We start from the raw sequence: 24,787 nt of genomic DNA on the forward strand, positions 1-24,787 counted from the left end.
AGGGTTTTCATGGGGTCGGCCAGGCACTGTTGTTGGGCACACTCCCCACAATTGTTCAACAATCGTGGATAAATGAGTGATTCAGAAGAAATCAATTGCTCATTCATTGGCACGAGGTTTGCATCAAGCGAATGGCCGGCGCCCCCGCGCAAGGTGTCTCTGAATCCCGAAACGAAAGACCAACATGACTCCTGACATCCCTCATTTGTGGCCGCTGATCGGCGTGGCCGTGATCATTGCGGGCTTCATCCTGCGCTTCAATCCGATGCTGGTGGTGATCGTCACGGCCATCGTGACGGCGGCCGCGGCGGGCTTCGGCCCCATGGCCATCCTCACGGCCATCGGCACCGGGTTCATCAAGACGCGCAACCTGCCGCTGATCATTCTTCTGCCGCTGGCCGTCATTGGCCTGCTCGAGCGCCATGGCCTGCGCCAACATGCGCAGAACTGGATCGGGCGCATCAAGTCGGCCACCGCCGGGCGCCTGCTGATCGTGTACCTGGCCGCGCGCGAACTCACGGCCGCCGTGGGCCTCACCAGCCTGGGCGGGCACCCGCAGATGGTTCGCCCGCTGCTGGCCCCCATGGCCGAAGGCGCCACCGAAACCCGCTACGGCAAGCTGCCCGATCGCCTGCGCCACAAGCTGCGCGCCTATGCCGCGGCCACCGACAACGTGGGCCTGTTCTTCGGCGAAGACATCTTCGTGGCCTTTGGCGCCATCGTGCTGATGAGCACCTTCCTGCACGAGGCGGGCATCGACGTGGAGCCGCTGCACATCGCGATGTGGGGTATTCCCACCGCCATTGCCGCCTTCGTCATTCATTCGTGGCGCCTGCGCCGGCTCGACCAGTCGATTGCGCGTGAGATGCAAGGCGTGAAGGACGAACCGTCCGTGAGCGCCGTTGCCGCGCAGGAAGGCCGCTGATCATGATTCTCTCGATCCAGCACCTCTACATTCTGGTGGGCCTGATCCTCGCGATCACGGCCATCATGACGCTGACCGACCGCCAGCACCCCAAGCGCTACACCAGCGGCCTGTTCTGGGCGCTCTACGCCATGGTCTTCCTGGTGGGCGACAAGCTGCCGCCGGCCTGGGTCGGCGTGGGCGCCATCGCCATGGCCGTCATTGCCGGCCTGCGCGGCGTGGGTGCGGGCAAGCACCGCGAGCCCACGCCCGCGCAGTACCAGGCCAGCGCCACGCGCCTGGGCAACAAGCTGTTCATGCCCGCGCTGGCCATTCCGCTGGTCACCGTGATCGGCACCGTGCTGATGAGCAAGGTGAAGATCGGCGACGCCTTTCTGCTCGACCCCAAGAACACCACGCTGGTGAGCCTGGGCGTGGGCTGCGTGGTGGCGCTGGCGCTGGCCTGCTGGCTGACGCGCGAGACCCCGGTGCAGGGCATGCGCGAGTCGCGCCGCCTGACCGACGCGCTGGGCTGGGCCGTGGTGCTGCCGCAGATGCTGGGCATGCTGGGCCTGGTGTTCTCCGACGCGGGCGTGGGCAAGGCCGTGGCGTACATCACCACTAGCTACATCAACATGGACATCCGCTTCGTGGCGGTGGTGGTCTACGTGCTGGGCATGGCGATCTTCACCATCATCATGGGCAACGGCTTCGCGGCCTTTCCGGTGATGACGGGCGGCGTGGGCGTGCCGGTGCTGGTGGGCGTGTACCACGGCGACCCGGCCGTGATGGCGGCCATCGGCATGTTTTCGGGCTACTGCGGCACGCTGATGACGCCGATGGCGGCCAACTTCAACATCGTGCCCGCGGCGCTGCTGGAGCTGCCCGACAAAAACGCGGTGATCAAGGTCCAGATACCGACCGCCGCGGCCTTGCTGGTGGTCAACATCTTCCTGCTGTACTTCCTGATGTTCCGTTGAGGTGCCGCACATGAGCACCAAAGCCACCCAGGTCGACACCCCGCGCGTGCTGGTCGCGGGCTTCGAGCCCTTCGAGAACGACCCCGTCAACCCTGCCTGGGAGATTGCGCGCGCGCTCGACGGCTGGGCCTGCGAAGGCGCGGTGGTGCAGGCGGTGCAACTGCCCTGCGTGTTCGGCCGTGCCATCGACACGCTGGACGCCGCGCTGGTGGGCCCCGCGCCCCGCCTGGTGCTGTGCGTGGGCGCGGCGGGCGGGCGCACCGAAATATCGATGGAGCGCGCCGCGCTGAATGTCGACGACGCGCGCATCCCGGACAACGCCGGCTACCAGCCCATCGACACCGAGGTGGTGGCCGGTGGCCCGGCGGCGTACTTCGCGACGCTGCCGATCAAGGCCATGGTGCGCGACATGCGCGCCGCGGGCCTGCCGGCGGCGGTGTCGAACACGGCCGGCACCTTCGTGTGCAACCACATCTTCTACGCGCTGATGCACCGGCTGGCCACGCAACCCGCGCTCGCGCACACGCGCGGCGGCTTCGTGCATGTGCCGTACCTGCCCGAACAGGCCGCGCCCAAGCCGGGCGTGGCGAGCATGGCGCTGGCCGCGCAGGTGGAGGCCTTTCGCGTGGCGATACGCACCGCGCTGACGGTGCGCCACGACGTGCGCGAGACCGCCGGGCGGCTGCACTGAAGCTGCACTGAAGCTGCGCTGACCTTGCACCGAACCGCATTGACCCCTTGAGGCGTGCCACACCGCACGCCGGAGAACACGATGAACATCGACCTGAACAGTGACCTCGGCGAGAGCCTGGGCGTGTGGCGCATGGGCGACGACGCCGCCATGCTGTCGCTGGTGAGCAGCGCCAACGTGGCCTGCGGCTTCCATGCGGGCGACCCGGCTGGCATCCTGCGCACGCTGCGCCAGGCCAAGGAGCGCGGCGTGGCCGTCGGCGCCCACGTGGCCTACCGCGACCTGGTGGGCTTCGGGCGCCGCAACATGGACGTGGACAGTGCCGACCTGCGCGCCGACGTCATCTACCAGATCGGCGCGCTCAAGGGCCTGGCCGCCGCCGCCGGCACCACCGTGCGCTACGTGAAGCCGCACGGCGCGCTCTACAACACCATTGCCCACGACGAGCGCCAGGCGCGCGACGTGATCGCCGCCATCCGCGAGACCGACCCCGGCCTGTGCCTGGTGGCGCTGGCGGGCTCGCCGTTGCTGGGCTGGGCGCGCGGCGAAGGCCTGCGCGCGGTGGCCGAAGCCTTTGCCGACCGCGCCTACACGCCGCAGGGCACGCTGGTGTCGCGCCGCGCGCCCGGCGCGGTGCTGCACGACGCCGACCAGGTGGCCGAGCGCATGCTGCGCCTGGCCACTGATGGGGTGGTCACGGCCATCGACGGCAGCACGGTGCGCATCGAGGCCGAGTCGGTCTGCGTGCACGGCGACAGCCCGGGCGCGGTCGAGATGGCGCGCCAGGTGCGCGCACGGCTCGAGCAGGCCGGCGTGACCATCGAGCCCTTCGTGGACGCCGCATGACGATGCGCTTTCTGCCCGTCAACCTCGACGCGCTGCTGGTCGAACTCGACGACCTGCCGCAGACCCTGGCGCTGCTGGCCTCGCTGCGCGCCGAGCCCATCGCGGGCATCGAAGAGCTGGTGCCCGCCGCGCGCACCTTGCTCGTGAGCTTTCGCCCGGCCGCCATCACGGCGGACGAACTCGTGCGCCGCATCGGCCAGCGCAGCCTGGACGCGCGCGAAACGCGCATCGACAAGCGCATCGAAATTGCCGTGCGTTACGACGGCGAAGACCTGGCCGAGGTGGCCGGCCTGCTGGGCATCACGCCGGAAGAAGTGGTGCGCCGCCACACGGGCAGCGACTACACCGTGGCCTTCACCGGCTTCGCGCCCGGTTTCGCCTACCTCTCGGGCGGCGATGCCAGCCTGAACGTGCCGCGCCGCGCGGTGCCGCGCACCCGCATTCCGGCGGGCGCGGTGGGGCTCGCGGGCAGCTTCAGCGGCGTGTATCCGCAGGCCAGCCCGGGCGGCTGGCAGATCATCGGCATCACCGACGCGCCGATGTGGGACCTGTCGCGTGCGGCCCCCGCGTTGCCCGCGCTGCTGCAGCCGGGGGACACGGTGCGCTTTGTGGATGTCACGTCGCAACCGCGCGCCGAAGCCGAACCCGAACCCGAACCCGAAACCCAACCCGCCGCGATCGCTTCGCCATCGCAACCGCTCGCACCGACCAGTGGTTGCGCCTTCGAAATTCGCGCGGCCGGGCTCCAGGCCCTGCTGCAAGACGCTGGCCGCCACGGCCAGGCGAAGCAGGGCGTGTCCGCCTCCGGCGCGATGGACCGGCGCTCGCTGCATGCGGCCAACCGGCTGGTCGGCAACGCGTCCGGCACGGCCTGCATCGAGATCGCCTATGGCGGCTTCCAGCTGACCTGCCGTGGCGACGCGGTGGTGGCCGTCACCGGCGCTAACGGCCCAGTCACGCTCAAGCGCGCCGACGGCACTCAGTTGCCGCTGCCGCGCTACCAGCCCATCGCGCTGGCCGACGGCGACGTGCTCACGCTGGGCGAGCCGCGGGCCGGCATCCGCAGCTACTTGGCCGTGCGCGGCGGCTTCGACGTGGCGCCGGTGCTGGGCAGCCTTTCCAGCGACACGCTCGCGCGCATCGGCCCGCCGGCCTTGGCCACGGGCGACGTGCTGCCTGTGCGTGCGGTCGGCAGCGGGGCCCTCGTGGGCGCCGCCGAAACACCGCCCGCCGACTTGCCCACCGTGCAGCAAGAGGTGGTGCTCGACATCGTGCTCGGCCCGCGCACCGACTGGTTCACAAGCGATGCCGTCGCGCTGCTCTGCAGCCAGTCGTGGGCGGTCACACCCCAGTCGAACCGGGTGGGCATCCGCCTGGCGGGCGAGCAACCGCTGGCGCGCGCCAACCATGCCGAGCTGCCCAGCGAGGGCACGGCGCATGGCGCCATTCAGGTGCCGCCCAGCGGCCAGCCGGTGCTGTTCCTGGCCGACCATCCGCTGACCGGCGGCTACCCCGTGATCGCTTCCGTGGCCACCTACCACCTCGACCGCGCGGGGCAGATCCCGGTGAACGCGCGCGTTCGCTTCAACCCTGTCGCCGCGCCCGGCCCCGTGGCCCCCAGCGCTTCCGTTGTTTCGTGAAAGCCTTCCGATGAAAAAACTCCTGATCGCCAACCGCGGCGAAATTGCCGTGCGCATTGCGCGCGCCTGCGCCGACCACGGCGTGCAATCGGTGGCCGTGTATGCCGACGCCGACCTGAACGCGCTGCATGTGCGCAGGGCCGACGAGGCCTACGGGCTGGAGGGCGACAAGCCCGCCGACACTTACCTGAACATCGGCAAGCTGCTCGCGGTGGCAAAGCGCGCCGGTGCCGACGCGGTGCACCCGGGCTACGGCTTTCTGTCGGAGAGCGCCGCCTTCGCGCAGGCCGTGATCGACGCGGGCCTGACCTGGGTCGGCCCGTCGCCCGCGGCCATTGCGATGCTGGGCGACAAGGTGCAGGCCCGCAAGCTCGCGCTGAAGGTCGGCGCGCCGCTGGTGGCGGGCACGGCCGACCCGGTGAGCAGCGCGGCCGAGGTGCTCGCCTTTGCCGAGAAGCACGGCCTGCCGGTGGCCATCAAGGCCGCGTTCGGCGGTGGTGGGCGCGGCATCAAGGTGGCGTGGCGGCTGGACGAGGTCGAGGGCCTGTATGAATCGGCGGTGCGCGAGGCAGTCACGGCCTTTGGCCGCGGTGAATGCTATGTCGAGCAGTTTCTCGATCGCCCGCGCCACGTCGAGGCGCAGGTGCTGGCCGACACGCACGGCAACGTCGTGGTGCTCGGCACGCGCGACTGCTCGCTGCAGCGGCGCAACCAGAAGCTGGTGGAAGAGGCGCCCGCGCCCTTTCTGAGCGACGAGCAGCGCGCGCGCATCCACCAGTCGGCGCGCGACATCTGCGTGGCGGCAGGCTACACGGGGGCGGGCACGGTCGAGTTCATGCTGAGCACCAGCGGCGCCATCTCCTTCCTCGAAGTGAACACGCGGTTGCAGGTGGAGCACCCGGTGACCGAGGAAACCACGGGCATCGACCTGGTGATCGAGCAGCTGCGCATTGCCGAAGGCCTGCCGCTGTCGGTCTTGGAGACGCCCGCGCCACGCGGCCATGCGTTCGAGTTCCGCATCAACGCGGAGGACGTGGGGCGCGGCTTTTTGCCGTCGCCGGGGCCGGTGAGGGTGTTCGACGCGCCTTCGGGGCCCGGCGTGCGGGTGGACACGGGCGTGGACACGGGCTCGCAGGTGCCGGGCACCTTCGACTCGCTGATGGCCAAGCTCATCGTCACCGGCGCCACGCGCGAGCAGGCGATTGCGCGGGCCCGCCGCGCGCTGAAGGAATTTCGCATCGAGGGCCTGCCCACGGTGCTGCCGTTTCACCGCGCGGTGATGGCGCACCCGGACTTCGTCTCGGGCGACAGCTTCAAGGTGCACACGCGCTGGATCGAGACCGACTTTGCCAATGGCGAGGCCCCCGCCATGCGGCCGGACCCGCTGCCCGACACGGCGCTGCTGCGCACGGCGATCGAGGTGGACGGGCGGCGCATGGCGCTGGGCCTGCCGGGCGTGCTGCTCAGCGGCCTGTCTTCGGTGGCAGGCAGTGGCGGTGCTGCCCAGCCCGACGTTGCAGTGGCCGATGCCGCCGCCGTGGCGGCGCCCGTCTCGGGCACGCTGCAGGGCTGGAAGGTGGCCGACGGCGACGAGGTGGCGCAGGGCGCGGTCGTCGCCGTGATGGAGGCGATGAAGATGGAAATGCAGGTCGTCGCGCACCGCGCGGGGCGCATCGCCTTCGCGGTGGCGGCGGGCGGCTACGTGGCCGCGGGCTCGGCGTTGGCGACCATCGGCTGAGGCCATGCAGCACCCCGCCATCACCCGCCGGTTCTTTGCGTTGCTGGCGTGCGGGGCCGGGGCGCTGTGCGCGCTGCGCCCTGCAACGGCCTCCACCGGCGCTACCGTCTGGCGGCTGGCCACCGGCTACCCGGCGGAGAACTTCCACACCGTCAACCTGGTGGCGATGGCCCGGGAGGTCGAGCGCGCCACCCAGGGGCAGCTGCGCATCGAGGTTCATCCGCAGAACACGCTGTTCGCGCTGAACGCCATTCGTGCCGCCGTGCAGGAGGGCAAGGTGGAGGCTGGCGAGGCCATCATGAGCAGCATGGTGGCCGAGGTGCCGCTCGCGGGCGCCGACTCGGTGCCCTTCATCACCCGCGGCTACGACGACGCACAGCGGCTGTGGCGCATCCAGCGCCCGTTGATCGAAAAGGCGTTCGCGCAGCGCGGCCTGCATGTGCTGTATGCGGTGGCATGGCCGCCGCAGGGCCTGTATGCGAACCGGCCGCTGGGCGCCATGGCCGACCTGCGCGGCATGCGCATGCGCGCCTACAACGCCACCACCGCGCGCATTGCCACGCTGATGGGCGCCGTGCCCGTCGACGTGCCGGCCACCGAGCTCGACAAGGCCCTGGCCGACGGGCGCATCGACTGCATGATGACCTCGGCCGTCACCGGCGTGGAAAGCCGGGTCTGGCAGTCGATGCGGTTTTTCTACGACATCAACGCCTGGTTTCCGAAGAACCTGGTGTTCGCCAACGGCAAGGCCTGGGACGCGCTGTCCGCGCCTTCGCGCGACGCACTGAGCGCGGCAAGCGCAGCCGCCGAAACGCGCGGATGGGCAGCCAGCGCGGCTGCGGCGGCCCGCTCGCTGGACGAGCTGCGCCGCAACGGCGTGAAGACCGAAGCGGTGTCCTACCTGTTCGGGCGCGAGCTGCAGCGCCTGGGCGAACACTTTTCGCTGGACTGGGTGAAGCAGGTGGGCGTGGGTGCCAATGACGTCTTCATTCCGTACTTCGACAGACGCTGAGAACCGCAACTTTTGGTTAACTTTTGTTTCAAATTGTCTTATGATCTTCGGGTTTTACCCTGCATTTCTGAGCAATACATCCATAAATCGCTTCAAGCGTCGACAACGCGGGCCAACAGGCCGGGTCGAGGGAGGATGGCTTTCTGTGCAGTTCTTCGGTTCGATGACTGCCGGTGTGCAAGATGCAAGACGCGTGGATGGATGGAAAGAGTCGCAGTGGGGACGGTGCCTTTGCAGAGCCTGAAGACGAGGGGGTTGTGTTGCCACTGCCCCTCATGGCTGCGGAGTCGGGCACCCATTTGCCCCCGGAGTTGCGCGCCCTCGACGGCACCTTCGCCACGCTGACGCTCGACGCCGCAGGCCGCGTGCTGCGGGCCAACGACCACTTTCTGCGCACCTGGGGCTACGCGCTCGCCGAGCTGCAAGGGCGCGACTTTCTCGACATCAGCCCCGACAGCGGCCTGTCCGACAGCCCTGCCGTGATCTGGCGCGACGTGCTGCGCGGCGAGCCGCGTGTGGTCGAGCGCATGCGCCTGCGCAGGGACGGCGCGCAGCGTTGGGTTCAGGCCTCTTACACGCCGGTGGCGGACGCGCAGGGCGTCGTGCGGCAGGTGGTGGAAATTTCGAGCGACATTTCCTCGCGCGTGCTCAAGGCCGCCGACGACCGCGGCCAGATCCAGGCCATCAACGTGTCGCAGGCGGTGGTCGAGTTCGCGCTCGACGGCACCGTGCTCGACGCCAACGCGCGCTTTCTCGACGCCATGGGCTACAGCCTGGGCGAGGTGGTGGGGCGGCACCACCGCATGTTCGTCGACACGGCCTACGCCCGGAGCGCGGAGTACGCCGGCTTCTGGGCCGCGCTGGGCAGCGGCAGCCACCATGCGGCCGAATATCGGCGCCTGGGCAAGGGCGGGCGAGAGGTCTGGCTGCAAGCCACCTACAACCCGATCTTCGACCCCACGGGGCGGGTGCGAAAGGTGGTCAAGTACGCCACCGACACCACGCTGGAAAAGCTGCGCCAAGCCGAGTTCCAGAGCCAGATCGAGGCCATTCACAAGTCGCAGGGCGTGATCACCTTCGGCGTGGACGGCACCATCCTGGACGCCAACCCGAACTTTCTAGCCACCCTGGGCTATGCGCTGGACGAGGTGGTCGGACGCCACCACCGGATGCTGCTGGAGCCCGGCGTGGCCGAGACCGAGGCGTACGCGCAGTTCTGGCAGACGCTGCGCGCGGGCAAGTTCGTGTCGGGGCGCCACAAGCGCATTGGCAAGGACGGGCGCGCGCTGTGGCTGCAGGCCTCGTACAACCCGGTGTACGACCTGAACGGCAGGCTCACGCGCATCATCAAGTTCGCAAGCGACGTCACCGCCGACGTGGCGCTGGCCCTGGCCTTCGAGGACGCCCAGCGCCAGGCGCAGCACGACGCGGCCACCTCGCTGCCCAACCGCACGCGGCTGTCGGCGTTCATGGCCTCCGCGCTCACGCACCCGCAGGCGCGCCTGGTGGTGCTGTACCTGGACCTGGACCGCTTCAAGCCCATCAACGACACCTATGGCCACCCGGTGGGCGACAAGGTGCTGGGCGAGGTGGCCGACCGGCTGCGCCGCTCGCTCAAGAGCGACCAGCTGGCCGCGCGCATCGGCGGCGACGAGTTCGTCATCGCCGCGCCCAACCTGGCGGACGAAGAAATCGATGCCTACTGCCAGCAGGTGCTGGAGGCCATTGCCGAGCCCATCCGCAACGACGTGGGCCTGCTGGAGGTGGGCGCGTCGATCGGCGTGGCGGTGTCGCCGGCCGACGGCACCACGCCCGACGAGCTGCTGCGCGCCGCGGACACCGCGCTCTACCGCGCCAAGCACAGCGGGCGCAACGCGTACTGCTTCTTCGCCAACGAGATGAACGACCGCGTGACGGCCAGCCGCCGCATGATCGAGGAAATGCGCCGCGGCATCGTCGCCGGCGAGTTCTACCTGGACTTTCAGCCGCGCTTCGATGCGCGCACGCAGTCGATCCGCAGCGCCGAGGCGCTGGTGCGCTGGGCGCATCCGCAGCGCGGGCGCATCGGGCCGGACGACTTCATTCCGCTGGCGGAAAAGAGCGGCCTGATCCTGCCGCTGGGCGACTGGGTGCTGCAGACCGCCTGCGAGGCCGCGGTGCAGTGGCCGGAGATCGGCGTGTCGGTCAATGTGTCGCCGGTGCAGTTTCGCGACGGCCGGCTGGTGCAGCGCGTGAAGGACGTGCTGGCGGGCGCGGGCCTGGCGCCCGAGCGGCTGGAGATCGAAATCACCGAAGGCGTGCTGATGGACGACGCCGAGGGCGCGGGCCTGGTGCTGCGCGAGCTGAAAGCGATCGGCGTGAGGCTGGCCATCGACGACTTCGGCACCGGCTATGCCTCGCTCAGCTCGCTGCGCAGCTTTCCGTTCGACGTCATCAAGATCGATCGGCAGTTCATTGCCGACATCGAGCTGCGCGACGGCAGCCGCGACGTGGTGAAGGCAATTTTGGCGCTGGGCAAGGCGCTGGGCCTGTCGGTCACGGCCGAAGGCGTGGAGACCGACGGCCAGCTGCAGACGCTGATCGAGGACCACTGCGCCGAGGTGCAGGGCTTCCTGCTGGGCCGGCCGATGACGGCGCCCAAGCTCATCGAGATGGTGGAGGACGTGGAGAGCGTGCGCTGAGCTGGCCGAGCAGGGCGGCTGGAGCCTGCCGCTTCTGCGGGGCCTTCCGACCCCGCGCCGGCCGGGTCCGCATCCCCTTGCGCATAATTGACGCAAGCTATGACTCTTACCGAACTCAAATACATCGTCGCAGTAGCCCGCGAGCGGCACTTCGGCAAGGCAGCCGAGGCCTGCTACGTGTCCCAGCCGACCCTCTCGGTCGCCATCAAGAAGCTCGAGGACGAGCTGGAGGTCAAGCTCTTCGAGCGCAGCGCCGGTGAAGTGACCGTCACGCCGCTGGGCGAGCAGATCGTGCAGCAGGCGCAAAGCGTGCTCGACCAGGCCGCCAGCATCAAGGAAATTGCCAAGCGCGGCAAGGACCCGCTGGCCGGCCCGCTGAACCTGGGCGTGATCTACACCATCGGGCCGTACCTGCTGCCCGACCTCGTGCGCCAGGTGATCCAGCGCACGCCGCAGATGCCGCTGGTGCTGCAGGAGAACTTCACCGTCAAGCTGCTCGAAATGCTGCGCGCCGGCGAGATCGACTGCGCCATCATGGCCGAGCCCTTCCCCGACACCGGCCTGGCAATGGCGCCGCTCTACGACGAGCCTTTCATGGCCGCGTTTCCCGCGAAGCACAAGTTTGCCGACCGCGAATCGGTCACCTCCGAAGAGCTGCAGAACGAAACCATGCTGCTGCTTGGCGCGGGCCACTGCTTTCGCGACCACGTGCTCGAGGTGTGCCCCGAGTTCGCGCGCTTCTCCAGCAATGCCGAAGGCATCCGCAAGAGCTTCGAGGGCTCGTCGCTGGAGACCATCAAGCATATGGTGGCCTCGGGCATGGGCGTGACGCTGGTGCCCCGGTTGTCGGTGCCGGCCGAGGCGCTCAAGCCCAAGGCCAAGGGCCGCAAGGACACCGAGCAGCTGGTGCGCTACCTGCCCGTGCGCGATGCGAACGACCGCGACCCCCCCACGCGCCGCGTGGTGCTCGCATGGCGGCGCACCTTCACGCGCTACGAGGCCATTGCCGCGCTGCGCAACGCCATCTATGCGTGCGAGCTGCCGGGCGTCAAACGGCTTTCATGACCATTCGCGAAATTGGCCTGCGCCGCTCGCGTTTTGAATCGTTGATCGCTGAGATAGAGTGACGCTGTTGCGAAGCCGCCCGCCGGCTTCCAGAATTCCGGTGCTCCTCCAACTTCAAGAAAGAACTCTCGCCATGGCCAAAGACCCGAAGAAATCGTCGCCCGCATCCTCCGCCGGCAAGGTGCCCAAGAAGGGCGGCACGGTGGTCGCGCAGGAGTCGGGCAGCCGCAACGCGCCGATCATCAACATCGGCATCGAGCGCCAGGACCGTGCCGCCATTGCCGAAGGCCTGAGCCGCGTGCTGGCCGACACCTACACGCTGTACCTCACCACGCACAACTTCCACTGGAACGTGACGGGCCCGCATTTCAACTCGCTGCATGCGATGTTCATGGGCCAGTACACCGAACTGTGGAACGCGACCGACGTGCTGGCCGAGCGCATTCGCGCCCTGGGCCACTACGCGCCGGGCTCGTATGCCGAGTTCAGCAAGATCGCCACCGTGCCCGACGTGCCGCTGAGCCCGCCCAAGGCGATGGAGATGGTGCGCATTCTCGTGAAGGGCCACGAAACCGTGTCGCGCATCGCACGCGAATTCATTCCCGTGGCCGAGGAAGCCGGTGACGACCCCACGGCCGACATGCTGACCGCGCGCTGCACGGTGCACGACCAAACCGCGTGGATGCTGCGCTCGCTGCTCGAAGACTGAGCACGCGGCTTCCCGACCAACCAGAGCGGCACAATGGCCGCTCTTTTTTTGCCTGATCCATGCTTGCCCGACGTTTTGCGCTGTACCTCGACCTGATCCGCTGGAACCGTCCCGCGGGTTGGCTGCTGCTGCTGTGGCCCACGCTGGGCGCACTCTGGTTCGCGGCCGGCGGCTGGCCGGGGTGGCATCTGGTGGTGGTGTTCACGCTCGGCACCTTCCTCATGCGCAGCGCGGGCTGCTGCATCAACGACGTGGCCGACCGAGACTTCGACCGCCATGTGAAGCGCACCGCGCAGCGCCCCGTGACCAGCGGCGCGCTGTCGGTGAAGGAGGCACTGGGGCTTGGCGCCGTGCTGGCATTGGCGGCCTTCGCGCTGGTGCTCACGACCAACCGCGTGACGGTGCTGTGGTCGTTCGCGGCCCTGGCCATCACGCTGATCTACCCGTTTGCCAAGCGCTTCGTGTCGATTCCGCAGGCGGTGCTGGGCATTGCCTTCAGCTTCGGCATTCCGATGGCCTTTGCGGCCGTGCAGTCCACGGTGCCCGTGCTCGCGCTGTGGCTGCTGGTGGGCAACCTGTTCTGGGTGCTGGCCTACGACACCGAGTACGCCATGGTCGACCGCGACGATGACCTGAAGATCGGCATGAAGACCTCGGCCATCACCTTCGGCCGCTTCGACGTGGCGGCGGTGATGGCGAGCTACGCCATCTTCCTGACGGTCTGGTGTTGGGCCGGCGCAAGCCATGCGCTGGGCGTGCTGTTCTACGTCGGCATCGCCCTGGCCGCGGCGCAGGCGGCGTGGCACTGGCGGCTCATTCATGAGCGCACGCGCGACGGCTGCTTCAAGGCCTTTCGCCTGAACCACTGGCTGGGCTTTACCGTGTTTGTCGGCGTCGTGGCCGGCTACGCGCTGCGCTGAAAGGGGTCGCCATGCTCGAATGGTTGAAACACAAGATCGGCCAGGAGGGGTTGTCCGACTGGCACTGCATCACGCAGGACATGGTCGAGCGCTACGCGGCGCTGTCGGGCGACGGCGAAGGCGAGTGGATCCACCTCGACCCCGAGCGCGCCGCGCGTGAAGCCGGCTACGGCGGCACCATCGTGCAGGGCTTCTTTCAGGTGTCGCACCTGATCCGGCTGACTGGCGAGGCCATGCGCACGCTGCTGCCCTTCGATTCGAACCACGCGCTGAACTACGGCTTCGACCGCCTGCGCTTCGTGCGGCCAATGCCGGTGGGCGCGCGCTTCAGGGCGCGGCTGCGCATCCTGGAGGTGACGCCCAAGCCCGGCGACAGCTTCCTGCTGAAGGAAGAGGTGCTGCTCGAGCTGGAGGACGGCACCGTCACGCTGGCTGCCGAGTGGCTGTTCTTTCTCGGGCCGGGCGCGTTGCCGCCGGCCTGACCTGCACCGGCTGCGGTCAGCCGCGGCCGAACTCTTCGCCCAGTTCGGCGGCGCGTGCCTGCGCGGCGCGAATGGCGGTCTTGAACTGCGCCTTCACGTCGGCCTGCTGCAGCGAGGTGATGGCGGCGTAGGTCGTGCCGCCCTTGGAAGTGACGCGTTCGCGCAGCACCGACGGCGGCTCCGTGGCGCTGTGCGCCAGCGCCGAAGCGCCCGTGAACGTGCCGATGGCCAACTGCTGTGCCTGCTCGGGCGTGAGGCCCATTTCCACACCGGCTTCGGTCATCGCCTCGATGAAATAGAAGACATAGGCCGGGCCCGAGCCGGACATGGCGGTGACTGCGTCGAGTGCCGGTTCGGCGTCCACCCAGACCAGCTCGCCGGTCGGCGCGAGCAGCTGGGCGACCGTCGCGCGGTCGGCGCTCTCGGCGCCGGGGCGGGCGTACAGTCCGGTCATGCCCTTGCCCACGAGGGCCGGCGTGTTGGGCATGGCGCGCACCACGCGTTCGGTGCCGAGCCAGCGGGCGATGCTGTCCGACGGAATGCCCGCGGCCACGCTCAGGTGCAGGGCGTCCTTTGCGAACGCGCGCACGGCGCGGGCGGCGTCGGCGAAGGTCTGGGGCTTGACCGCCCACACCACCACGCCGCAGCGCGACAGGGCCTCGCCGGCCTCGGCCTGCGCCACGATGCCGAACGACTGGGCGAGCTTGGCGCGGGCTTCCTCGAAGGGCTCGACCACCTCGAAGGCGTCGGCCGGCGTGCCTTGCTGGATCAGGCCGCCGATGATGGCGCTGGCCATGTTGCCGCCACCGATGAAGGCGACGGGCGGCAGCGGCGGGAGTGGCACGGGGCCAGTGCGGGGGAGGAAGGTCACGGCGATGGTCATGGTCGGCTGGCTCGGTCTGGTCTGTCTGTGTAGGCGAAGGCGGCGAACTGGGTCACTTGAAGCGGGTTGAAATTGTCGTCGCTCACGACCACCAGCATGCGCGTGCTGTCGGGCAGCGGCGGACCCCAGCACATGCCCTCGGTGTTGTCGAGGCGGGACAGGCCGAGCGTGGCGAAGTCGGCCACCAGCGTCTTGGCCGCCGGGCGGTGGTTGCCGGGCGCCAGCGGGTCGACCGCGAGCACGTCGCTGGCGTCGCGGGTGTCTATTTCATACAGGCGCAGCGAGTTGCCGGTGCCGGTGGCGTAGGCGCGCTCCAGCACCAGCATGCGGTCGGCGTCGAGCATCAGGATCTCGCTCACGCCGTTGTCGGCATAGGTGCCCGGAATCAGCGGGCGCAACGGAATGGCGTCGGGCACGTAGGCGATCTGGCGGTCGGCCTGGCCGGTCTGCAGGTCGATGCGGGTGAAGCGACAGGGGCCACCGGGCGCGTTCACGGAGGGCTCGGGGCCGTCCTGGATCAGCGCGTTTTCCATTCCCAGCCAGGCGAAACGGCCATCGGGCGTGAGGGTGACGCCCTCGAACGTGAGGTTGTCGCGCGGGCCGCGGCGCTGCGCTGGGTCGGGCTGGAACATCGCGGGCAGCGGGAATTCACGCAGAAAACGACCGTCGCGCTCCGACTCGTACAGCGCGGGGCCGAAGCCGCGGGCGACGTCGCCCTCGCTGGTCCAGAGCAGGGTGTTGGTGGCGGGGCGCAGCCGCAGGGCCTCGGGGTCGGGCACGGGCAGGCCGTCTACAGCGTGGCGCCGGTTCGGCCAGGGGCCGCCACCAGGGCGTTGCAGCTGAACCACGCCCAGCGGTTCGGGCGGCGTGGCCTGCGGCTGGGGCCAGCGGGCGATGTAGTAGCGAACGGGGTCTATGTCTGACCGGTCGTCGCTGATGAGCAGGTACTCACCTCGCACCGGGTCGTAGTCGATGCCCGAGAGGCCGCCAACCGTGGTGCCTTCTATATGCAGGCGATGCGCCCATCGGCCCTCCGCGATGCGGCGCAGCTGGCCGGCGGCGCCGGTGTCGGCATTCGGCGTCGCGCTCCTGCAGGCGGCCAGCCCCAGCGACAGAAGCGCCACACCGCCCGCGGTGCCCGCCAGGAGGCGCCGCCGCACGGGTGACAAAAGGAGGTTTTCAGAGGAGCGCACGCCCCGAAGTCTAGTGCCAGCGCGAAATGCTGTAATGGGGTTGTTGACATCGCCATAAGTGCGTGCCACAATCGCGGGCTTCGCTTCTAAAAGGCGAAGCTTTCAGCCCAAAGCGGAAGCGCCCCGAGTGGTTCGGGGTGTGGACGACGGGACCAAGACTGACCGCGGTGCCTCCCTCCTGGAGGTTCATCGGTACAAGTTGGGAATATCAAGAAATGATCCAAACTGAATCCCGGCTCGAAGTGGCCGACAACACGGGCGCGAAATCCGTCCTGTGTATCAAGGTGCTCGGTGGCTCCAAGCGGCGTTATGCCAGCGTGGGCGACGTCATCAAGGTAAGCATCAAAGAAGCTGCCCCGCGTGGTCGCGTCAAGAAGGGCGAGATCTACAGCGCAGTGGTGGTTCGCACCGCCAAGGGCATCCGCCGCGCTGACGGCTCGCTCGTCAAGTTCGACGGCAACGCTGCAGTGTTGCTCAACGCCAAGCTGGAGCCTATCGGCACCCGCATCTTCGGACCGGTCACGCGCGAACTGCGCACCGAGAAGTTCATGAAGATCGTGTCGCTGGCACCCGAAGTTCTCTAAGGACACAACGCCATGAACAAGATTCGCAAAGGCGACCAGGTCATCGTGTTGGCCGGTCGTGACAAGGGTAAGCGGGGCGTCATCTCGCTGCGCAAGGACGACTCGCACGTCCTCATCGAAGGTCTGAACCTCGTCAAGAAGCACACCAAGCCGAACCCCCTCAAGGGTACGACCGGTGGCATCGTCGAGAAGTCCATGCCCATTCACCAATCCAACGTGGCGATCTTCAATGCCGCGACCGGCAAGGCCGATCGCGTGGGCATCAAGGTCACCCAGGGTGCTGACGGCAAGCGCGTGGCTGTTCGCGTCTTCAAGTCCAGCGGCGACGAAATCAAGTTCGCCTAAGAGGTACTCACATGGCACGTCTCCAACAACACTATCGCGAAAAGATCGCGAAAGACCTGACTGAAAAGTTCGGCTACAAGTCGCCGATGCAGGTTCCGCGCCTCACCAAGATCACGCTCAACATGGGCGTGGGTGAAGCAGTCGCCGACAAGAAGGTTCTCGACAACGCTGTCGCCGACCTGACCAAGATCGCCGGCCAAAAGCCCGTGGTCACCAAGTCGAAGAAGGCCATCGCCGGTTTCAAGATCCGCGAAAACCAGCCCATCGGCTGCATGGTCACGCTGCGTGGCGTGCAGATGTATGAGTTCCTGGACCGTTTCGTGACCATCGCGCTGCCGCGTGTTCGCGACTTCCGCGGCATCTCCGGCCGTGCGTTCGACGGCCGTGGCAACTACAACATCGGCGTCAAGGAACAGATCATTTTTCCTGAAATCGAGTACGACAAGGTCGATGCCTTGCGCGGTCTCAATATCAGCATCACGACGACGGCCAAGACCGACGAAGAAGCCAAGGCGCTTCTTGCTGGTTTCCGTTTCCCGTTCAAGAACTGAGGCGAACTGTGGCTAAACAATCTTTGATCCAGCGCGAGCTCAAGCGCGACAAGCTGGTTGCCAAGTTCGCTGCGAAGCACGCAGAACTGAAGGCGGCTTCCAACGACATGAAGAAGAGCGAAGAAGAGCGCGCAGCAGCCCGCCTGGGCCTGCAAAAGCTTCCGCGCAACGCGAACCCGACCCGCCAACGCAACCGTTGCGCGATCACCGGTCGTCCGCGCGGCACCTTCCGTCAATTCGGTCTGGCTCGCGCCAAGATCCGTGAACTGGCTTTCGCTGGCGACATCCCCGGTGTCACCAAGGCCAGCTGGTAAGCCAGGCAGGAGCAAACAACATGAGCATGAGTGATCCCATTGCCGACCTGCTGACGCGTATTCGTAACGCGCAGATGGTGGCGAAGCCCACTGTGTCGATCCCGTCTTCCAAAGTGAAGGCTGCGATTGCACAAGTCCTGAAGGACGAAGGCTACATCGACGGCTTCGAAGTGAAGACCGATGCAGGCAAGTCCGAACTCGTCATCACGCTGAAGTACTACGCTGGCCGTCCGGTCATCGAACGTATCGAACGCGTGAGCCGCCCTGGCCTGCGCGTCTACAAGGCCAGCGCAGCCATTCCGCAAGTCCAGAACGGCCTTGGCGTTGCGATCGTCACGACCCCTCAGGGCGTGATGACCGACCGCAAGGCTCGCGCTACCGGTGTCGGTGGCGAAGTTCTGTGCTACGTCGCCTAACCGAGACATCGAGGAGTTACTGAAATGTCCCGAGTAGGAAAAATGCCGATCACCATCCCCGCAGGCGTGGATGTGTCGATCAAGGAAGACCAGATCAGCGTGAAGGGTACGGGCGGCACGCTCAACCTGGCTCGCAATGCCCTGGTCAAGGTCGTCAGCAATGACGGCAAGCTGAGCTTCGAGCCCGCCAACGAATCGCGTGAAGCGAATGCGATGAGCGGCACGATCCGTCAGCTGGTGAACAACATGGTGGTTGGCGTGACCAAGGGCTTCGAGAAGAAGCTCAACCTGGTCGGCGTCGGCTACAAGGCTGCAGCCTCCAACAACAAGTTGAACCTGCAAGTCGGTTACTCGCACCCGGTCAATATCGAAATGCCGCAAGGCATCACGGTGGCCACCGCGACCCCGACCGAAATCGTGATCAAGGGTGCTGACCGTCAGCGCGTTGGTCAAATCGCCGCTGAGATCCGCGCTGTTCGTCCGCCTGAGCCTTACAAGGGCAAGGGCATCCGTTATTCGGACGAGAAGATCGTGATCAAAGAGACCAAGAAGAAGTAAGGGGCAGCAAAATGATGTTGACCAAAAAAGCACAGCGCCTTCGCCGCTCGCGCCAGACCCGCATTCGCATCGCGACGCAGGGCGTGGCCCGTCTGACGGTGAACCGCACCAACCTGCACATCTACGCCACCGTCATCTCCGACGACGGCACCAAGGTGATTGCTACCGCATCGACGGCAGAAGCCGAAGTGCGTACCTCGCTCGGCGGTTCGGGCAAGGGCGGCAATGCCGCTGCTGCCACCGCCGTCGGCAAGCGCATCGCTGAAAAAGCGAAGGCTGCCGGCGTCGAGAAGGTCGCCTTCGACCGCGCAGGTTTTGCGTACCACGGCCGCGTCAAGGCGCTGGCCGAGGCGGCTCGCGAAGCCGGTCTGCAGTTCTAACCGGACACGAGATTCAAAATGGCAAAGATTCAAGCAAGAACGCAGAACGAAGGCCCTGAAGACGGTTTGCGCGAGAAGATGATCGCGATCAACCGCGTCACCAAGGTGGTGAAGGGTGGTCGTATCCTCGGTTTCGCAGCACTCACCGTGGTCGGTGACGGCGATGGCCGCGTGGGCATGGGCAAGGGCAAGTCGAAAGAAGTGCCTGCAGCAGTGCAAAAGGCGATGGAAGAAGCGCGTCGCAACCTGCTGAAGGTTGCAATCAAGAACGGCACGCTGCATCACCAGGTGCAAGGTCACCACGGCGCTGCAAAGGTCGTGATGTATCCAGCTCCCAAGGGTACCGGCATCATCGCCGGCGGCCCGATGCGCGCCGTGTTCGAAGTGATGGGCATCACCGACATCGTGGCCAAGAGCCATGGTTCGTCGAATCCCTACAACATGGTTCGCGCCACGCTCGACGGGTTGAAGAACTCGACGACCGCTGGTCAGGTGGCTGCCAAGCGTGGCCTCACCGTCGAAGAAATCTTCGCTTGAGCGCAAGCCTGAAAGAAGCATTCAAATGACGCAACAACAAACCCTCAAGGTTCAATTGGTCAAAAGCCCGATTGGTACCAAGGAATCGCATCGCGCGACCGTGCGTGGCCTCGGCCTGCGCAAGCTCAACAGCGTGAGCGAGCTGCAAGACACCCCGGCGGTGCGCGGCATGATCAACAAGATCAGTTATCTGGTCAAAGTTCTGTAAGAGAGACTGATATGGAACTCAATGGCATCAAGCCGGCAGCCGGCGCCAAGCACGCCAAGCGTCGCGTTGGCCGTGGTATCGGCTCTGGCATCGGCAAGACCGCGGGTCGCGGTCACAAGGGTCAGAAGTCGCGCGCAGGCGGTTTCCACAAGGTGGGCTTCGAAGGCGGTCAAATGCCTCTGCAGCGTCGCCTTCCCAAGCGCGGCTTCAAGTCGCACCTGCTGAAGTTCAACGCCGAAGTCACGCTGGCTGCTCTCGAGCAGCTCGGTCTGGCCGAAGTCGATGTCCTGGCGCTGAAGCAAGCCGGCCTCGTGGGCCAGCTCGCCAAGGTCGTCAAGATCATCAAGACCGGTGAACTCACCAAGGCCGTCAAGCTGACGGGCGTGGGCGCGACCGCTGGTGCCAAGGCTGCTATCGAAGCAGCCGGCGGCAGCTTCGCCTGATAACACCTTCGGACTGAAAGAAGTTCTTCGTGGCAACTAACGCGGCAACGATCGCAAAAACAGGCAAGTTCGGCGACCTTCGTCGACGGCTCGTGTTTTTGCTGCTCGCGCTCGTGGTCTATCGGGTCGGCGCTCACATTCCTGTGCCGGGTATCAACCCGGACCAGCTGGCAGCGTTGTTCCAGGGCCAGCAGGGCGGCATTCTGAGCCTGTTCAACATGTTCTCGGGCGGTGCGCTCTCGCGCTTCACCGTGTTCGCGTTGGGGATCATGCCGTACATCTCGGCGTCGATCATCATGCAGCTGATGACCTACGTGCTTCCTACCTTCGAGCAATTGAAGAAGGAAGGCGAGGCCGGCCGCCGCAAGATCACGCAGTACACGCGCTACGGCGCGTTGGGTCTGGCTCTGTTCCAGTCGTTCAGCATTGCAGTGGCGCTCGAGTCGTCGGCCGGCCTGGTCATCGCACCTGGTTTCGGCTTCCGCCTGACAGCCATGGTGAGCTTGACGGCAGGTTCGATGTTCCTGATGTGGCTTGGCGAGCAGATCACCGAACGTGGCCTGGGCAACGGCATCTCGATCCTGATTTTTGCAGGCATCGCGGCCGGACTTCCCAACGCCATTGGCGGCCTGGCTTCCCTGGTGACGACCGGTGCGATGAATCCCATCATTGCGCTCTTCATCATCGCGGTGGTGGTGCTGGTCACCTACTTCGTGGTGTTCGTCGAACGCGGTCAGCGCAAGATCCTCGTGAACTATGCGCGGCGCCAGGTGGGCAACAAGGTCTACGGTGGTCAGTCGTCGCACCTGCCGTTGAAGCTGAACATGGCTGGCGTGATCCCTCCGATCTTCGCTTCGTCGATCATCCTGCTGCCCGCAACGGTGGTTGGCTGGTTCAGTACCGGTGAAGGTGGTTTCCGCTGGATCAAGGACATCGCTGGCGCACTGCGTCCGGGTGAGCCGATCTATGTGCTGCTGTACGCTGCCGCGATCGTTTTCTTCTGCTTCTTCTACACGGCACTCGTGTTCAACAGCAAGGAAACGGCCGACAACCTGAAGAAGAGTGGTGCGTTCATTCCTGGCATTCGCCCGGGTGACCAGACCGCTCGCTATATCGACAAGATTTTGGTTCGCCTGACGTTGGCCGGCGCGGTGTATATCACCTTCGTCTGCCTGCTGCCGGAGTTCCTGATCCTGAAGTACAACGTGCCGTTCTACTTCGGTGGTACCTCCCTGCTGATCATCGTGGTCGTCACGATGGACTTCATGGCCCAGGTGCAAAACTACATGATGTCTCAGCAGTACGAATCACTGCTGAAGAAGGCCAACTTCAAGACATCGTAGGGCTGTGTTTTTCAGTATTGAGTCCGGGCGGTAGACCGCCACGTTAAACAGTTTTAGGAGAATGAAATGAGAGTTTCGGCTTCGGTCAAAACCATCTGCCGTAATTGCAAGGTCATCCGCCGTAAAGGTGTGGTGCGTGTGATTTGCACCGACCCGCGCCACAAGCAGCGCCAGGGTTGATTGAAGAGTATTAGAGGACGCACATGGCACGTATTGCTGGCATCAACATCCCGCCGCACAAGCACGCTGAAATTGGCCTGACGGCTATCTTTGGCATCGGTCGCACCCGCGCCCGTCAAATCTGCGAAGCGAGCGGCATCGAATATTCGAAGAAGATCAAGGATCTGACCGACGCTGATCTCGAAAAGATCCGCGACCAGATCGCTCTCTTCACCATTGAAGGTGACCTGCGTCGCGAGACGACGATGAACATCAAGCGTTTGATGGACATCGGCTGCTATCGCGGCTTCCGTCACCGTCGCGGCCTGCCGATGCGCGGCCAGCGCACGCGCACCAATGCCCGTACCCGCAAGGGTCCGCGCAAGGCTGCGCAGTCCCTGAAGAAATAAGGATAGACCAGCATGGCTAAAGCACCTGCAAACAACGCCGCACAGCGCGTTCGCAAGAAGGTTCGCAAGAACGTTGCGGACGGTATCGCCCACGTGCATGCCTCCTTCAACAACACCATCATCACGATCACCGATCGTCAGGGCAATGCCCTGTCGTGGGCTTCGTCGGGTGGCCAGGGCTTCAAGGGCTCGCGCAAGTCGACCCCGTTCGCTGCGCAGGTGGCTTCCGAAGTTGCCGGCCGTGCTGCTGTTGAACAAGGCATCAAGAACCTCGACGTCGAGATCAAGGGCCCCGGCCCCGGTCGCGAATCGTCGGTGCGCGCACTGGCAGCACTTGGCATCCGGATCAATTCCATTGCCGACGTAACGCCCGTTCCGCACAACGGTTGCCGTCCCCAGAAGCGTCGCCGCATCTGATCGTCAGCCTGCAAAGCGCAGCCGGCTTTGAATAGCGGCTGCGCATTTGTTTTTTATCTAAGCCCACCGCCACTCGCGTCTCGCAGGTGGCTCCCGCAGGCAACTGCGGCAGATACACAAAGGAAGAATCGTGGCACGTTACCTCGGCCCCAAGGCCAAACTTTCCCGCCGTGAAGGCACCGACCTGTTCCTGAAGAGCGCCCGTCGCTCCATTCAAGACAAGGCCAAGTTCGACTCCAAGCCCGGCCAGCACGGTCGCACCTCGGGTCAACGTACGTCCGACTACGGCCTGCAACTGCGTGAAAAGCAGAAGGTCAAGCGCATGTACGGCGTGCTGGAAAAGCAATTCCGCCGCTACTTCGAAGAAGCCGACCGTCGCCGTGGCAACACCGGCGCCAACCTGCTGTTCATCCTCGAAGCGCGCCTGGACAACGTTGTCTACCGCATGGGCTTCGGCTCGACCCGCGCCGAAGCGCGCCAGCTCGTGTCGCACAAGGCGATCACGGTGAACGGTCAGTCGGTCAACATCCCGTCGTACCTGGTCAAGACCGGTGACGTGATTGCCGTGCGCGACAAGTCGAAGAAGCAGAACCGCATTGTTGAAGCGCTTCAACTCGCCCAGCAAGTCGGTATTCCGGCATGGGTCGATGTGAACGCCGACAAGGCTGAAGGCACGTTCAAGAAGGTGCCCGATCGCGACGAATTCGCAGCCGACATCAACGAATCGCTGATCGTCGAACTCTATTCGCGTTGATTTTTCTACCCGCACCCGCCTCCAGGCGCGTGCGGGAGATTGTTATTGTTGTTCACGTTCCTGCTCCGCACTCTGCTGCGGATCAGGTGCTTCACCAGCCTTACCGGTGTAACGAGCCGGGGGTATTGAGAGGAAGTCTGCATGCAAACCACCCTGCTGAAACCCAAGACCATCCAGGTCGAGCAACTTGCGCCCAACAAGGCCAAGGTCACGCTCGAGCCTTTCGAGCGCGGCTACGGCCACACGCTCGGCAACGCGCTGCGCCGCGTTCTGCTGTCGTCCATGGTGGGCTACTCGGCCACCGAAGTCACCATCGCTGGCGTTCTGCATGAGTACTCGTCGATTGACGGCGTGCAAGAAGATGTCGTCAACATCCTGCTGAATCTCAAGGGCGTGGTGTTCAAGCTCCACAACCGCGACGAAGTCACGCTGAGCCTGCGCAAGGACGGCGAAGGCCCGGTCTTGGCATCGGACATCCAGACCCCGCACGACGTCGAGATCATCAACCCCGACCACGTGATCGCGCACCTGTCGCAAGGCGGCAAGCTCGACATGCAGATCAAGGTTGAAAAGGGTCGCGGCTATGTGCCCGGCACGATGCGCCGCTACGCGGACGAGCCGACCAAGTCGATTGGCCGTATCGTTCTGGACGCATCGTTCTCGCCGGTCAAGCGCGTGAGCTACACGGTCGAAAGCGCCCGTGTCGAACAGCGTACCGACCTGGACAAGCTGCTCGTCGAGATCGAGACCAACGGTGCGATCACCGCCGAAGACGCCGTGCGCGCATCGGCTAAAATCCTGGTTGAACAGCTCGCCGTGTTTGCGCAGCTCGAAGGCGGCGAACTCGCAGCATTCGATGCACCCGCACCGCGCAGCGCACAGCAATTCGATCCGATCCTGCTGCGCCCTGTCGACGAACTCGAACTGACGGTGCGTTCGGCCAACTGCCTGAAGGCCGAAAACATCTACTACATCGGTGACCTGATCCAGCGCACCGAGAACGAACTGCTCAAGACCCCGAACCTGGGTCGCAAGTCGCTCAACGAAATCAAGGAAGTCCTTGCTTCGCGCGGCCTGACCCTGGGTATGAAGCTCGAAAGCTGGCCACCGGCCGGCCTCGACAAGCGTTGATTTGAATTTGGCTCAGAAAAGAGCCAGTGCACCGGGCAGTACCTGACACGGCTGCCTGTTTTTATAAAGTAAAGGAAAAGCACCATGCGTCACGGACACGGACTTCGCAAACTCAACCGCACCAGCTCGCACCGCCTTGCGATGCTGCAGAACATGATGAATTCGCTCATCGAGCATGAAGTCATCAAGACCACGGTCCCCAAGGCCAAGGAACTGCGCCGCGTCATCGAACCGATGATCACGCTCGCCAAGAAGCCCACGCTCGCCAACAAGCGCCTGGCCTTCGACCGTCTGCGCAGCCGCGACAGCGTCGTCAAGCTCTTCGCCGATCTGGGCCCGCGTTTCGCGGCACGTCCGGGCGGCTACACGCGCATCCTGAAGATGGGTTTCCGCGTGGGCGACAACGCACCCATGGCGCTCGTCGAACTCGTCGACCGTGCTGAAATTAAAGATGACGCAGCTGTACAAACAGCTGCTGAATAAGCTATAATTT

At 65.6% G+C, this 24,787-nt stretch carries 31 protein-coding genes; 29 read left to right on the plus strand and 2 right to left on the minus strand.

Going from position 1 to position 24,787, the window contains the following annotated elements; all coding sequences use genetic code 11:
• The first annotated feature begins 184 nt into the window (after nucleotides 1-184).
• From VLK31_RS14120 to VLK31_RS14175, 12 genes are all read left to right on the plus strand, one after another.
• Nucleotides 185-925 carry a DUF969 domain-containing protein gene (locus VLK31_RS14120; RefSeq protein WP_409169037.1) on the plus strand — a complete coding sequence of 247 codons (741 nt, stop codon included), beginning with the start codon at nucleotides 185-187 and terminating at the stop codon, nucleotides 923-925.
• Nucleotides 926-927: 2 nt separating this feature from the next.
• A complete protein-coding gene (locus VLK31_RS14125) occupies nucleotides 928-1,884 on the plus strand; it encodes a DUF979 domain-containing protein (protein ID WP_409169038.1) in 957 nt (318 codons plus the stop codon).
• Nucleotides 1,885-1,894: 10 nt separating this feature from the next.
• Nucleotides 1,895-2,575, plus strand: coding sequence for a pyroglutamyl-peptidase I (gene pcp, locus VLK31_RS14130; protein ID WP_409169039.1), 681 nt, complete (start codon nucleotides 1,895-1,897; stop codon nucleotides 2,573-2,575).
• Between the two features lie 81 nt (nucleotides 2,576-2,656).
• Complete coding sequence (locus tag VLK31_RS14135) at nucleotides 2,657-3,421, plus strand: LamB/YcsF family protein (RefSeq protein WP_409169040.1); 765 nt, start codon at nucleotides 2,657-2,659, stop codon at nucleotides 3,419-3,421.
• A gap of 2 nt (nucleotides 3,422-3,423) precedes the next feature.
• Nucleotides 3,424-5,061: a 5-oxoprolinase/urea amidolyase family protein gene (locus tag VLK31_RS14140; RefSeq protein ID WP_409169252.1), complete on the plus strand. Its 1,638-nt coding sequence runs from the start codon at nucleotides 3,424-3,426 to the stop codon at nucleotides 5,059-5,061.
• Between the two features lie 10 nt (nucleotides 5,062-5,071).
• Nucleotides 5,072-6,799, plus strand: coding sequence for an acetyl/propionyl/methylcrotonyl-CoA carboxylase subunit alpha (locus tag VLK31_RS14145; RefSeq protein WP_409169041.1), 1,728 nt, complete (start codon nucleotides 5,072-5,074; stop codon nucleotides 6,797-6,799).
• A gap of 4 nt (nucleotides 6,800-6,803) precedes the next feature.
• Nucleotides 6,804-7,811, plus strand: a complete 1,008-nt coding sequence (locus tag VLK31_RS14150) for a TRAP transporter substrate-binding protein (protein ID WP_409169042.1) — start codon at nucleotides 6,804-6,806, stop codon at nucleotides 7,809-7,811.
• A 260-nt stretch (nucleotides 7,812-8,071) separates the two neighbouring features.
• Complete coding sequence (locus tag VLK31_RS14155) at nucleotides 8,072-10,492, plus strand: EAL domain-containing protein (protein WP_409169043.1); 2,421 nt, start codon at nucleotides 8,072-8,074, stop codon at nucleotides 10,490-10,492.
• 99 nt (nucleotides 10,493-10,591) lie between these two features.
• Nucleotides 10,592-11,557, plus strand: coding sequence for a LysR substrate-binding domain-containing protein (locus tag VLK31_RS14160; protein ID WP_409169044.1), 966 nt, complete (start codon nucleotides 10,592-10,594; stop codon nucleotides 11,555-11,557).
• A 133-nt stretch (nucleotides 11,558-11,690) separates the two neighbouring features.
• A complete protein-coding gene (locus VLK31_RS14165; RefSeq protein ID WP_409169045.1) occupies nucleotides 11,691-12,266 on the plus strand; it encodes a Dps family protein in 576 nt (191 codons plus the stop codon).
• Nucleotides 12,267-12,325: 59 nt separating this feature from the next.
• Entirely contained in the window at nucleotides 12,326-13,186 is an 861-nt protein-coding gene (ubiA, locus tag VLK31_RS14170) for a 4-hydroxybenzoate octaprenyltransferase (protein WP_409169046.1), read from the plus strand.
• An 11-nt stretch (nucleotides 13,187-13,197) separates the two neighbouring features.
• Complete coding sequence (locus tag VLK31_RS14175; protein ID WP_409169047.1) at nucleotides 13,198-13,668, plus strand: MaoC/PaaZ C-terminal domain-containing protein; 471 nt, start codon at nucleotides 13,198-13,200, stop codon at nucleotides 13,666-13,668.
• Nucleotides 13,669-13,684: 16 nt separating this feature from the next.
• On the opposite strand, the gene proC is transcribed toward VLK31_RS14175, so the two are convergent.
• Together proC and VLK31_RS14185 are read right to left on the minus strand one after the other, a co-directional pair.
• Entirely contained in the window at nucleotides 13,685-14,551 is an 867-nt protein-coding gene (gene proC, locus VLK31_RS14180) for a pyrroline-5-carboxylate reductase (protein WP_409169048.1), read from the minus strand.
• On the minus strand, nucleotides 14,548-15,711 hold the full coding sequence (locus tag VLK31_RS14185) for an esterase-like activity of phytase family protein (protein ID WP_409169049.1): 1,164 nt from the start codon (nucleotides 15,709-15,711) through the stop codon (nucleotides 14,548-14,550). The genes proC and VLK31_RS14185 overlap by 4 nt, the downstream gene beginning before the upstream one ends.
• Before the next feature lie 248 nt (nucleotides 15,712-15,959).
• On the opposite strand from VLK31_RS14185, the gene rplN reads away from it, so the two are divergent.
• The 17 genes from rplN (at nucleotide 15,960) to rplQ (ending at nucleotide 24,777) form a co-directional block, all read left to right on the plus strand.
• Nucleotides 15,960-16,328: a 50S ribosomal protein L14 gene (gene rplN, locus VLK31_RS14190; RefSeq protein ID WP_009124801.1), complete on the plus strand. Its 369-nt coding sequence runs from the start codon at nucleotides 15,960-15,962 to the stop codon at nucleotides 16,326-16,328.
• A gap of 12 nt (nucleotides 16,329-16,340) precedes the next feature.
• The gene (gene rplX / locus VLK31_RS14195; protein ID WP_093135127.1) at nucleotides 16,341-16,673 is read left to right on the plus strand and encodes a 50S ribosomal protein L24; all 333 of its coding nucleotides are present in this window, start codon (nucleotides 16,341-16,343) and stop codon (nucleotides 16,671-16,673) included.
• 11 nt (nucleotides 16,674-16,684) lie between these two features.
• The gene (rplE, locus tag VLK31_RS14200) at nucleotides 16,685-17,224 is read left to right on the plus strand and encodes a 50S ribosomal protein L5 (protein WP_013544114.1); all 540 of its coding nucleotides are present in this window, start codon (nucleotides 16,685-16,687) and stop codon (nucleotides 17,222-17,224) included.
• Nucleotides 17,225-17,232: 8 nt separating this feature from the next.
• Nucleotides 17,233-17,538 (plus strand): 30S ribosomal protein S14, encoded by a 306-nt coding sequence (gene rpsN, locus VLK31_RS14205; RefSeq protein ID WP_409169050.1) that lies wholly within the window; start codon nucleotides 17,233-17,235, stop codon nucleotides 17,536-17,538.
• 20 nt (nucleotides 17,539-17,558) lie between these two features.
• The gene (gene rpsH, locus VLK31_RS14210) at nucleotides 17,559-17,954 is read left to right on the plus strand and encodes a 30S ribosomal protein S8 (RefSeq protein ID WP_056516708.1); all 396 of its coding nucleotides are present in this window, start codon (nucleotides 17,559-17,561) and stop codon (nucleotides 17,952-17,954) included.
• Between the two features lie 24 nt (nucleotides 17,955-17,978).
• Nucleotides 17,979-18,512 (plus strand): 50S ribosomal protein L6, encoded by a 534-nt coding sequence (gene rplF, locus VLK31_RS14215; protein ID WP_409169051.1) that lies wholly within the window; start codon nucleotides 17,979-17,981, stop codon nucleotides 18,510-18,512.
• A 14-nt stretch (nucleotides 18,513-18,526) separates the two neighbouring features.
• Nucleotides 18,527-18,892, plus strand: coding sequence for a 50S ribosomal protein L18 (gene rplR / locus VLK31_RS14220; RefSeq protein WP_042672913.1), 366 nt, complete (start codon nucleotides 18,527-18,529; stop codon nucleotides 18,890-18,892).
• An 18-nt stretch (nucleotides 18,893-18,910) separates the two neighbouring features.
• Nucleotides 18,911-19,429: a 30S ribosomal protein S5 gene (gene rpsE, locus VLK31_RS14225; RefSeq protein WP_409169052.1), complete on the plus strand. Its 519-nt coding sequence runs from the start codon at nucleotides 18,911-18,913 to the stop codon at nucleotides 19,427-19,429.
• Nucleotides 19,430-19,454: 25 nt separating this feature from the next.
• Nucleotides 19,455-19,637, plus strand: a complete 183-nt coding sequence (gene rpmD, locus VLK31_RS14230) for a 50S ribosomal protein L30 (RefSeq protein ID WP_019653974.1) — start codon at nucleotides 19,455-19,457, stop codon at nucleotides 19,635-19,637.
• 11 nt (nucleotides 19,638-19,648) lie between these two features.
• The gene (gene rplO / locus VLK31_RS14235; protein ID WP_409169053.1) at nucleotides 19,649-20,080 is read left to right on the plus strand and encodes a 50S ribosomal protein L15; all 432 of its coding nucleotides are present in this window, start codon (nucleotides 19,649-19,651) and stop codon (nucleotides 20,078-20,080) included.
• 29 nt (nucleotides 20,081-20,109) lie between these two features.
• Entirely contained in the window at nucleotides 20,110-21,423 is a 1,314-nt protein-coding gene (gene secY, locus VLK31_RS14240) for a preprotein translocase subunit SecY (protein WP_187112764.1), read from the plus strand.
• A 66-nt stretch (nucleotides 21,424-21,489) separates the two neighbouring features.
• Nucleotides 21,490-21,603, plus strand: coding sequence for a 50S ribosomal protein L36 (rpmJ, locus tag VLK31_RS14245; RefSeq protein ID WP_013544106.1), 114 nt, complete (start codon nucleotides 21,490-21,492; stop codon nucleotides 21,601-21,603).
• A gap of 23 nt (nucleotides 21,604-21,626) precedes the next feature.
• The gene (gene rpsM, locus VLK31_RS14250) at nucleotides 21,627-21,992 is read left to right on the plus strand and encodes a 30S ribosomal protein S13 (RefSeq protein ID WP_013544105.1); all 366 of its coding nucleotides are present in this window, start codon (nucleotides 21,627-21,629) and stop codon (nucleotides 21,990-21,992) included.
• 12 nt (nucleotides 21,993-22,004) lie between these two features.
• Nucleotides 22,005-22,409 (plus strand): 30S ribosomal protein S11, encoded by a 405-nt coding sequence (gene rpsK / locus VLK31_RS14255; RefSeq protein WP_009124825.1) that lies wholly within the window; start codon nucleotides 22,005-22,007, stop codon nucleotides 22,407-22,409.
• Between the two features lie 130 nt (nucleotides 22,410-22,539).
• Nucleotides 22,540-23,163, plus strand: coding sequence for a 30S ribosomal protein S4 (gene rpsD, locus VLK31_RS14260; RefSeq protein WP_409169054.1), 624 nt, complete (start codon nucleotides 22,540-22,542; stop codon nucleotides 23,161-23,163).
• 141 nt (nucleotides 23,164-23,304) lie between these two features.
• Entirely contained in the window at nucleotides 23,305-24,294 is a 990-nt protein-coding gene (locus tag VLK31_RS14265; protein WP_093059385.1) for a DNA-directed RNA polymerase subunit alpha, read from the plus strand.
• Nucleotides 24,295-24,378: 84 nt separating this feature from the next.
• Nucleotides 24,379-24,777 (plus strand): 50S ribosomal protein L17, encoded by a 399-nt coding sequence (gene rplQ / locus VLK31_RS14270; protein ID WP_409169055.1) that lies wholly within the window; start codon nucleotides 24,379-24,381, stop codon nucleotides 24,775-24,777.
• Nucleotides 24,778-24,787: the final 10 nt, after the last annotated feature.

This window comes from Variovorax sp. H27-G14, from assembly GCF_046156345.1.
In the GTDB taxonomy this organism is placed as follows: Bacteria; Pseudomonadota; Gammaproteobacteria; order Burkholderiales; family Burkholderiaceae_C; genus Variovorax.

Excerpts from the sequence above, each read along its gene's own strand:
- rplO (WP_409169053.1), top strand. The coding sequence starts at position 19,649 with ATGGAACTCAATGGCATCAAGCCGGCAGCCGGCGCCAAGCACGCCAAG.
- rplR (WP_042672913.1), top strand. The coding sequence starts at position 18,527 with ATGTTGACCAAAAAAGCACAGCGCCTTCGCCGCTCGCGCCAGACCCGC.
- rplF (WP_409169051.1), top strand. The coding sequence starts at position 17,979 with ATGTCCCGAGTAGGAAAAATGCCGATCACCATCCCCGCAGGCGTGGAT.
- VLK31_RS14175 (WP_409169047.1), top strand. The coding sequence starts at position 13,198 with ATGCTCGAATGGTTGAAACACAAGATCGGCCAGGAGGGGTTGTCCGAC.
- VLK31_RS14135 (WP_409169040.1), top strand. The coding sequence starts at position 2,657 with ATGAACATCGACCTGAACAGTGACCTCGGCGAGAGCCTGGGCGTGTGG.
- rplE (WP_013544114.1), top strand. The coding sequence starts at position 16,685 with ATGGCACGTCTCCAACAACACTATCGCGAAAAGATCGCGAAAGACCTG.
- pcp (WP_409169039.1), top strand. The coding sequence starts at position 1,895 with ATGAGCACCAAAGCCACCCAGGTCGACACCCCGCGCGTGCTGGTCGCG.
- VLK31_RS14140 (WP_409169252.1), top strand. The coding sequence starts at position 3,424 with ATGCGCTTTCTGCCCGTCAACCTCGACGCGCTGCTGGTCGAACTCGAC.
- rplQ (WP_409169055.1), top strand. The coding sequence starts at position 24,379 with ATGCGTCACGGACACGGACTTCGCAAACTCAACCGCACCAGCTCGCAC.
- VLK31_RS14125 (WP_409169038.1), top strand. The coding sequence starts at position 928 with ATGATTCTCTCGATCCAGCACCTCTACATTCTGGTGGGCCTGATCCTC.
- VLK31_RS14120 (WP_409169037.1), top strand. The coding sequence starts at position 185 with ATGACTCCTGACATCCCTCATTTGTGGCCGCTGATCGGCGTGGCCGTG.
- VLK31_RS14150 (WP_409169042.1), top strand. The coding sequence starts at position 6,804 with ATGCAGCACCCCGCCATCACCCGCCGGTTCTTTGCGTTGCTGGCGTGC.
- rpsH (WP_056516708.1), top strand. The coding sequence starts at position 17,559 with ATGAGCATGAGTGATCCCATTGCCGACCTGCTGACGCGTATTCGTAAC.
- rpmJ (WP_013544106.1), top strand. The coding sequence starts at position 21,490 with ATGAGAGTTTCGGCTTCGGTCAAAACCATCTGCCGTAATTGCAAGGTC.
- rplN (WP_009124801.1), top strand. The coding sequence starts at position 15,960 with ATGATCCAAACTGAATCCCGGCTCGAAGTGGCCGACAACACGGGCGCG.
- VLK31_RS14165 (WP_409169045.1), top strand. The coding sequence starts at position 11,691 with ATGGCCAAAGACCCGAAGAAATCGTCGCCCGCATCCTCCGCCGGCAAG.
- ubiA (WP_409169046.1), top strand. The coding sequence starts at position 12,326 with ATGCTTGCCCGACGTTTTGCGCTGTACCTCGACCTGATCCGCTGGAAC.
- VLK31_RS14160 (WP_409169044.1), top strand. The coding sequence starts at position 10,592 with ATGACTCTTACCGAACTCAAATACATCGTCGCAGTAGCCCGCGAGCGG.
- rpmD (WP_019653974.1), top strand. The coding sequence starts at position 19,455 with ATGACGCAACAACAAACCCTCAAGGTTCAATTGGTCAAAAGCCCGATT.
- rpsM (WP_013544105.1), top strand. The coding sequence starts at position 21,627 with ATGGCACGTATTGCTGGCATCAACATCCCGCCGCACAAGCACGCTGAA.
- rplX (WP_093135127.1), top strand. The coding sequence starts at position 16,341 with ATGAACAAGATTCGCAAAGGCGACCAGGTCATCGTGTTGGCCGGTCGT.
- rpsK (WP_009124825.1), top strand. The coding sequence starts at position 22,005 with ATGGCTAAAGCACCTGCAAACAACGCCGCACAGCGCGTTCGCAAGAAG.
- proC (WP_409169048.1), bottom strand. The coding sequence starts at position 14,551 with ATGACCATCGCCGTGACCTTCCTCCCCCGCACTGGCCCCGTGCCACTC.
- rpsE (WP_409169052.1), top strand. The coding sequence starts at position 18,911 with ATGGCAAAGATTCAAGCAAGAACGCAGAACGAAGGCCCTGAAGACGGT.
- VLK31_RS14145 (WP_409169041.1), top strand. The coding sequence starts at position 5,072 with ATGAAAAAACTCCTGATCGCCAACCGCGGCGAAATTGCCGTGCGCATT.
- VLK31_RS14265 (WP_093059385.1), top strand. The coding sequence starts at position 23,305 with ATGCAAACCACCCTGCTGAAACCCAAGACCATCCAGGTCGAGCAACTT.